Raw genomic sequence first — 6794 nt, 5'->3', positions numbered from 1 at the left:
CCGACGTCTCCCCCTACCTCGATGCGCTCGACCGCGTGCTCGATCTGGTCGAGGCCATCGAAGCCGCCGGCATCCCGATCCACCACCTCGACCTGGGTGGCGGACTGGGCATCACCTACACCGACGAAACGCCCCCGAAAGCCGACGAACTCATCGCCAAACTGCTGGCCAAGATCGATGCGCGCGGCCACGGGCAGCGCGAAGTGATGTTCGAGCCTGGCCGCTCGCTGGTGGGCAATGCCGGCGTGCTGCTGACCGATGTACTCTTTCTCAAGGAAGGCGAGCAGAAGAACTTCTGCGTGGTCGATGCCGCCATGAACGACCTGATGCGCCCAGCCCTCTACGAGGCCTGGATGGGCATCGTCAACACACACCAGCGCGAGGGCACGCCCCCCCTGACCTGGGACGTGGTGGGCCCGGTGTGCGAATCGGGCGACTGGCTGGGGCGCGATCGCTCGCTGGCTGTGCAACCCGGCGACGTCCTCGCGGTGCTCTCGGCAGGCGCATACGGCATGACGATGGCCAGCAACTACAACACCCGCGGGCGGGCCGCCGAGGTCATGGTCGATGGGGCGCAGACCTGGGTGATCCGTGAGCGCGAGACGGTGTCGCAACTGCTGGCGAACGAGCGCTTGATCGGCACATGACACCGGACAAGGCGGGTTTTGTGCCCGGCCTTGGATGCACAACGGGCCCCTCGGGGCCCGTTTGTTTTGGTGATGGCGATGAAAAAAGCCGCCCGAAGGCGGCTTTGACTGACGAGTCAGAGCTCGATCAGAAGCTGTGGCGAACGCCCAGGGCCAGCAGCGTGGTCTTGCCGTTGGGCGTCAGACCTGCGTTGGTCATCGGGGGCACTTCGCGGATGCCGGTGGCGGGGAACACCACGGCCGGGCCAATGCCCTTGTCATCCAATTGCGACCAACGCGTGTAGACGGTGGTGCGCTTGGACAGCGAGTACTCGGCGCCCAGGGTGTAGCCGCGGTTCTTGCCGCGACCTTCGTTGCGGAACTTGGTTTCCGACCACTGGCCGAGGAACGCCACGGCGCCGATTTCGTAACGGGCACCCAGCACCAGCGAGGAGACCTCGAGGTCGCCGTTGGTGATGCCAAAGCCGGCCGGGTTCGAGGCCAGGGGGCTGGCGTTGGTGATGTCGTACGTGGCGCGACCGAATGCACCCGTCAGGGTCAGGCCCAGATCCTTGAAGGCGTACTTGGCGCCGAGGTTCCACACCGAGTAATCACCCAAGTTGAACATGAACAGCGGAGCCGTCACGGCGTTGTAAGCCGAAGCGGTACCCGTCAGCAGGTTGACGGGCACTCCCTTGAAGTCCGTGGTGCTGTAGCCGGCGCTGACGGTCAGGTCATCGATCGCGTACATGCCGAAGGCACCCCAGCTGCGGCCGCGACCAGAAGTCTTCTCGGTGGAAGCGCCCGAGTTGTTGCCGCCCAGGATGGAGCCAGAGGAATCGCTGGCACCCGAGCCGCGGTTGGCGTTCACGAGGTCCGACGCGCCTGCGTTCGGGGAGTAGCCCAGTTGACCGCGGAAGCCGCCCAGTTGCAGCGAGTAGGTCAGGGCATTGTCCCAGCGGATGTTCAGGCTGTTGGACAGGCCACCTTCCAGGAACTGGTCGGTGCCACCGAAGCGCTCGGTGGTGATCACGGCGCTGGAGAAGAAGATCGGAGCGTACTGACGACCGGCACGGAACTCACCGTACGGGGTGGTCAGGCCGGCATAGGCTTGGCGACCGAACAGGCGACCATCACGCAGCAGGGCGCCGTTGTCTGCACCAGCCTGCCCCTCGAGGACGAAGTTGCCCTTGTAGCCACCGCCCAGGTCTTCGGTGCCACGGAAACCCAACGAGGACTGGGAGCTCAGATCCGGACCGACGCGTGTGGTGCTGGCCTTGTTGCTGAGTTGATCGTTGCCAGCAACCAGGGGGCCGACGTTGGGCAGCAGGCGATCACCGGCGTCACGTTTGACGCGGTCAACCGACACATCGATGTTGCCGTAGATGGTGACGCTGGACTGAGCCAGAGCGGTGCCCGAGGCCAGGGCGGTCAGGGCCAGAGCGATGGCCGAGGACAGAACGCGCTTTTGCATGAATATCTCCTGAGACTCCCCCGGGAACGGGGGGCGTCAGGAATTGTTGCCGAGGGGTTTGAGTGCGACACCCAGGTTTCCGCTAGGTTGTTGCACATGAACGACATGCCTGCGCATGGAAACGGTCATGGATCAAATGGGGGCAACCCAAGCGCACGCCCAAAACCCATGAAAAAAAGGGGGCCGAAGCCCCCTTTTGCTGATTCAGCCGAGGCTGATCAGAAGCTGTGGCGCACGCCAACGGCCAGACCGCGCGACGACTTGTCGTTGGCGGTGGTCACGCCGGACACCGACAGGTCGGTGTTCTTGTCGTTGCGCACTTGCGTGAACAGGGCGTACAGGGCGGTGCGCTTGCTCAGGTCGTACTGAGCGCGGAAGGTCAGGATGCTGGCCTTGTCGTCCTGGGTGCTCTTGGCGTTGAAGTTGCCAGTCGACGAGGTGGCGTCGCCCTTGGCGCCGCGAACCTGGGCGTAGCCGCCGGTCAGGGTCACGCCGGTGGCCACAGGCACAGCAACCTTGAAGCCGTACAGGTCACGGTCGTCGAAGTTGCCGTCACGGTCGTCGGTGTTGTAGTAAGCGGTCAGCTTGGCAACGCCGAAGTCGTAAGCGCCGTAAGCCAGCACGCCGGTGTTTTCGACGTCACCAGGCACGTCGGTGTTGGCCTTGATGTAGCTCAAGCCAGCCGACAGGGGGCCGTTGGCGTAAGCTGCGCTGAAGCCATAGGTGCGGCCGTCATTGCCGGTGTCTTCGGTGGTGACAGAAGCGCTGTAACCGGTCGAGAACTGGGCAGCCAGGGTCAGGCCAGGCACGAAGGTCGGAGCGATGTAGGTGATGGCGTTGTCCAGGCGACGCAGGCTGTCACCAGCCAGCACGCCGGAGATCCTGCCTTCGTTGTAGCCTCGGGTGCCAACGACGGCAGACAGTTGAGCGCCGATCAGGGAGTCTTGGCGGCCCAGGCGAACTTCACCGAAACCACCGGTCAGACCGACGTAAGCCGAGCGACCGAACAGGGTGGAGCCAGCAGCGCCGGTGTCAACAGCCACGGCTGCGTCCAGCAGGAAGGTGGCCTTCAGGCCGCCGCCCAGGTCTTCCACGCCCTTGAAGGCGATGCGCGAAGAAGCCAGGTTGCCGGAGGACACGCGGGTGACGGTCTTGTCGCCCTTGACGGACTCAACAGAAGCGTCGACCACACCGTACAGGGTGACGGAGGATTGAGCGAAGGCAGCCGAGGAGGCAGCGATGGCGGCCAGAGCCAGCACAGTCTTTTTCATGGAGTTCTCCAAAGTTTGAACCAGAGGCTCCAGCTCCGCCGACGCATGTCTGGTGGCCACCTGGGTGACCCCGCCACGCCGTTCGAGCGCTGGAACTGTTGGGGATTGCACCAGATTTTTCAAAGTTGCTTGATGACACGGTTGTCATAACGATGCTCCAAGTGGCTCATCGTTGCCCTGATGCAACACACGCCCTGGGCCGGATAATCAACGCATGAGCATCCAGACCGACGATTTCGGCTCCGGCCGACGCGGGCCCGCCCGCCCTTCGCGCCAGGGCGGCGCCCCCGAGAACGTGCCCTCCGGGCGCGTGGTGGAGGCGGGTGTCAGCTCCCCTCAGGAAGACGCGCTCGAACGCGCCCTGCGGCCCAAGGACCTGGACGAGTACATCGGCCAGACCAAGGCGCGCGAGCAACTGGAGATCTTCATCGGCGCAGCCAAAAAGCGCAGCGAGGCCCTCGACCACGTGCTGCTGTTCGGCCCGCCCGGCCTGGGTAAAACCACGCTGAGCCACATCATCGCCACCGAACTGGGCGTCAACTTGCGCCAAACCTCGGGGCCCGTGCTTGAAAAGCCCAAGGACCTGGCGGCCATCCTGACCAACCTGGAGCGCAACGACGTCCTGTTCATCGACGAAATCCACCGCCTCAGCCCGGTGGTCGAAGAGATCCTCTACCCCGCGCTGGAGGACTACCAGATCGACATCATGATCGGCGAGGGGCCGGCGGCGCGCTCGATCAAGCTGGACCTGCAGCCCTTCACGCTGGTGGGCGCCACCACGCGGGCCGGCATGCTGACCAACCCGCTGCGTGACCGATTCGGCATCGTGGCGCGGCTGGAGTTCTACACGGCGGCTGAGTTGCAGCGCATCGTGACGCGCTCGGCCAAGCTGCTGGGCGCGCCGATCGACGCCGAGGGCGCGTTGGAGGTGGCGCGTCGATCGCGCGGCACGCCCCGCATCGCCAACCGGCTGCTGCGCCGGGTGCGCGACTACGCCGACGTCAAGGGCACAGGGCACATCACCAAAGAGATCGCAGACAAGGCCCTTGCCATGCTGGACGTGGACCCGATCGGCTTTGACGTGATGGACCGCAAGCTGCTCGAGGCCATCATCCACCGCTTCGATGGTGGCCCGGTGGGCCTGGACAACGTGGCTGCTGCCATAGGCGAAGAGCGGGACACGATCGAGGACGTGATCGAGCCTTACCTGATCCAGCAAGGCTTCCTGCAGCGCACGCCGCGCGGGCGGGTGGCGACGTCGGCCGCCTTCAGGCACCTGGGACTGATCGCGCCACAGGGTGGCAACTTGCTGGACGAAGGTTGAGCGACTGAGCCGAACTCAGCGCTGCAGCGTGCTGGACACGCAAGGGCAGCACGACAGCCCCGGGGCTGCCCCGGCGTGTGCCCGGGCGCCTCTCAGCGCCGACGCAGCAGGTGCGTGTATTCCTCTTTGCCGTCCACTTCCCGGGCCTGCTGATCGACCAGGTCGTTGCCGGTCTGGCGGGCAAAAGCCTGGAAGTCGCGCACAGAGCCTGGGTCGGTGGCCAGCACGCGCAGGATTTCACCGCTGTGCATGTCCGACAAGGCCTTCTTGGCCTTGAGGATGGGCAGCGGACAAAGCAGGCCGCGGGCGTCGAGTTCCTTGTGGATCAGGTCCATGGCTGAGGCTGCGAAGGTTGCGGGCCGGGTTGGGCCGTTGATCAGGCGGGAAAGACGCCGGTCGACAGGTAGCGGTCGCCCCGGTCGCAGACGATGAAGACGATGGTGGCGTTGCTGACTTGCTTGGCCAGCTCCAGGGCCGCCCAGCAGGCGCCTGCGGCCGAGATGCCGCAGAACAGGCCTTCTTCGCGTGCCAGGCGGCGGGCCATGTCTTCGGCATCGGCCTGGCTGACGTGGATGATGTCGTCGACGCGGCCGGGCTCGTAGATCTTGGGCAGGTAGGCCTCGGGCCACTTGCGGATGCCGGGGATGCGCGAGCCTTCTTGCGGCTGAGCGCCGACGATGCGCACCTCGGGGCTCTTTTCCTTGAGGAACTTCGAGACACCGGTGATGGTGCCCGTGGTGCCCATGGCGCTCACGAAGTGGGTGATGCGGCCTTGCGTGTCCAGCCAGATCTCGGGGCCCGTGGTGTCGTAGTGCACCGCCGGGTTGTCTGGGTTGGCAAACTGGTCGAGCACCACGCCCTTGCCTTCGCGCACCATCTGGTCGGCGAGGTCGCGGGCGTATTCCATGCCGCCGCTCTTGGGCGTGAGGATGAGCTCGGCGCCGAAGGCCTTCATGGTCTGGGCGCGCTCGATGGAGAGGTCCTCCGGCATGATCAGCACCATGCGGTAACCCCGGATGGCGGCGGCCATGGCCAGCGCGATGCCGGTGTTGCCGGAGGTTGCTTCGATGAGGGTGTCGCCGGGCTTGATCTGACCACGCTCTTCGGCGCGGCGGATCATGTTGATGGCGGGGCGGTCCTTGACCGAGCCGGCCGGGTTGTTGCCCTCAAGCTTGGCGAGGATGACGTTGCCACGGGCGTCGTTGTCGGCACCGGGCACGCGTTGCAGGCGGACCAGCGGGGTCTTGCCGATGGCGTCTTCGAGAGTCGGGTAGGTCATGACTTCACGCGGCCATCGCTCACGGCATGTGCCGGCTCTGTGTGCAGGCTTGTGCAAGCTGCTTGGTGCCCCGGGTCGGACTCGAACCGACACTCCTTGCGGAACCGGATTTTGAATCCGGCGCGTCTACCAATTTCACCACCAGGGCCCTGGTGCAGGAAGGCCGCAAGGATAGCACAGGGGCGCTTGCATCTATGATCCGGGGTCAACCACACATCCGCTGTTGCCCCATGCCACCGATGCCCCCCATCACCCAGGCGCTCATCCTGATCAATGTGGCCATGTATTTCCTGGACGACCTCCTGGGGGGGGCGTTGTCCATGTACATGGCCCTGTGGCCACTCGAGAGCGGTCTCTTCTACCCGTGGCAGGTGCTGACCTACGCCTTCCTGCACGGCTCGATCGGCCACATCTTCTTCAACATGCTGGGCCTGTGGATGTTCGGCAGCGAGCTCGAGCGCATCTGGGGCCAGCGCCGATACATCGAGTTCCTAGGCGCTAGCGTGCTGACCGCAGCGGCCACGCAACTGCTGATTTCGATGTTGGCGGGCTACCACAACCCCACGGTGGGCGCCTCGGGCGGGCTGTTCGGCCTGCTGCTGGCGTTCGGGATGATGTTCCCCGAGCGCACGATCATGCCGCTGTTCCCGCCCATCCCGATGAAGGCCAAGGTGTTCGTGGCCGTGTACGGCGGCATCGAGTTGTTCCTGGGTGTGACGGGCACGTCTTCGGGGGTGGCCCACTTTGCCCACCTGGGCGGCATGCTGGGCGGCTGGTTGATGCTGCGCTACTGGCGCGGCCAGCCGCCGTTCAATCGCGG

Annotated in this window: 7 protein-coding genes and 1 tRNA gene; 3 read left to right on the top strand and 5 right to left on the bottom strand. The window is 65.2% G+C overall.

Annotated features, from left to right (window positions below):
* Positions 1-647 (top strand): diaminopimelate decarboxylase family protein (locus B2W70_RS15630; protein WP_414631079.1); only part of this gene is annotated, 647 nt, incomplete at its 5' end.
* Positions 648-774: 127 nt separating this feature from the next.
* Here B2W70_RS15630 and B2W70_RS15625 read toward each other — a convergent pair.
* Positions 775-2100: a porin gene (locus B2W70_RS15625; RefSeq protein ID WP_286747053.1), complete on the bottom strand. Its 1326-nt coding sequence runs from the start codon at positions 2098-2100 to the stop codon at positions 775-777.
* A gap of 218 nt (positions 2101-2318) precedes the next feature.
* A complete protein-coding gene (locus B2W70_RS15620) occupies positions 2319-3371 on the bottom strand; it encodes a porin (RefSeq protein ID WP_286747051.1) in 1053 nt (350 codons plus the stop codon).
* A 214-nt stretch (positions 3372-3585) separates the two neighbouring features.
* Here B2W70_RS15620 and ruvB point away from each other — a divergent pair, with 214 nt between their 5' ends.
* Positions 3586-4695 carry a Holliday junction branch migration DNA helicase RuvB gene (gene ruvB, locus B2W70_RS15615; protein WP_286747049.1) on the top strand — a complete coding sequence of 370 codons (1110 nt, stop codon included), beginning with the start codon at positions 3586-3588 and terminating at the stop codon, positions 4693-4695.
* Between the two features lie 92 nt (positions 4696-4787).
* Here ruvB and B2W70_RS15610 read toward each other — a convergent pair whose 3' ends face one another.
* From B2W70_RS15610 to B2W70_RS15600, 3 genes are all read right to left on the bottom strand, one after another.
* Positions 4788-5030: a sulfurtransferase TusA family protein gene (locus B2W70_RS15610; RefSeq protein ID WP_058087993.1), complete on the bottom strand. Its 243-nt coding sequence runs from the start codon at positions 5028-5030 to the stop codon at positions 4788-4790.
* A gap of 41 nt (positions 5031-5071) precedes the next feature.
* Positions 5072-5974 carry a cysteine synthase CysM gene (gene cysM / locus B2W70_RS15605; RefSeq protein WP_286747046.1) on the bottom strand — a complete coding sequence of 301 codons (903 nt, stop codon included), beginning with the start codon at positions 5972-5974 and terminating at the stop codon, positions 5072-5074.
* A 63-nt stretch (positions 5975-6037) separates the two neighbouring features.
* Positions 6038-6122: transfer RNA gene (locus B2W70_RS15600), tRNA-Leu, on the bottom strand.
* An 82-nt stretch (positions 6123-6204) separates the two neighbouring features.
* Here B2W70_RS15600 and B2W70_RS15595 point away from each other — a divergent pair.
* Positions 6205-6794 (top strand): rhomboid family intramembrane serine protease (locus B2W70_RS15595; protein WP_286747044.1); only part of this gene is annotated, 590 nt, incomplete at its 3' end.

Source organism: Aquabacterium sp. UBA2148, assembly GCF_002328915.1.
GTDB lineage: Bacteria > Pseudomonadota > Gammaproteobacteria > Burkholderiales > Burkholderiaceae_C > Aquabacterium > Aquabacterium parvum.
This window is presented reverse-complemented; position numbering and strand designations above follow the sequence as displayed.

Excerpts from the sequence above, each read along its gene's own strand:
- B2W70_RS15610 (WP_058087993.1), bottom strand. The coding sequence starts at position 5,030 with ATGGACCTGATCCACAAGGAACTCGACGCCCGCGGCCTGCTTTGTCCG.
- cysM (WP_286747046.1), bottom strand. The coding sequence starts at position 5,974 with ATGACCTACCCGACTCTCGAAGACGCCATCGGCAAGACCCCGCTGGTC.
- ruvB (WP_286747049.1), top strand. The coding sequence starts at position 3,586 with ATGAGCATCCAGACCGACGATTTCGGCTCCGGCCGACGCGGGCCCGCC.
- B2W70_RS15625 (WP_286747053.1), bottom strand. The coding sequence starts at position 2,100 with ATGCAAAAGCGCGTTCTGTCCTCGGCCATCGCTCTGGCCCTGACCGCC.
- B2W70_RS15620 (WP_286747051.1), bottom strand. The coding sequence starts at position 3,371 with ATGAAAAAGACTGTGCTGGCTCTGGCCGCCATCGCTGCCTCCTCGGCT.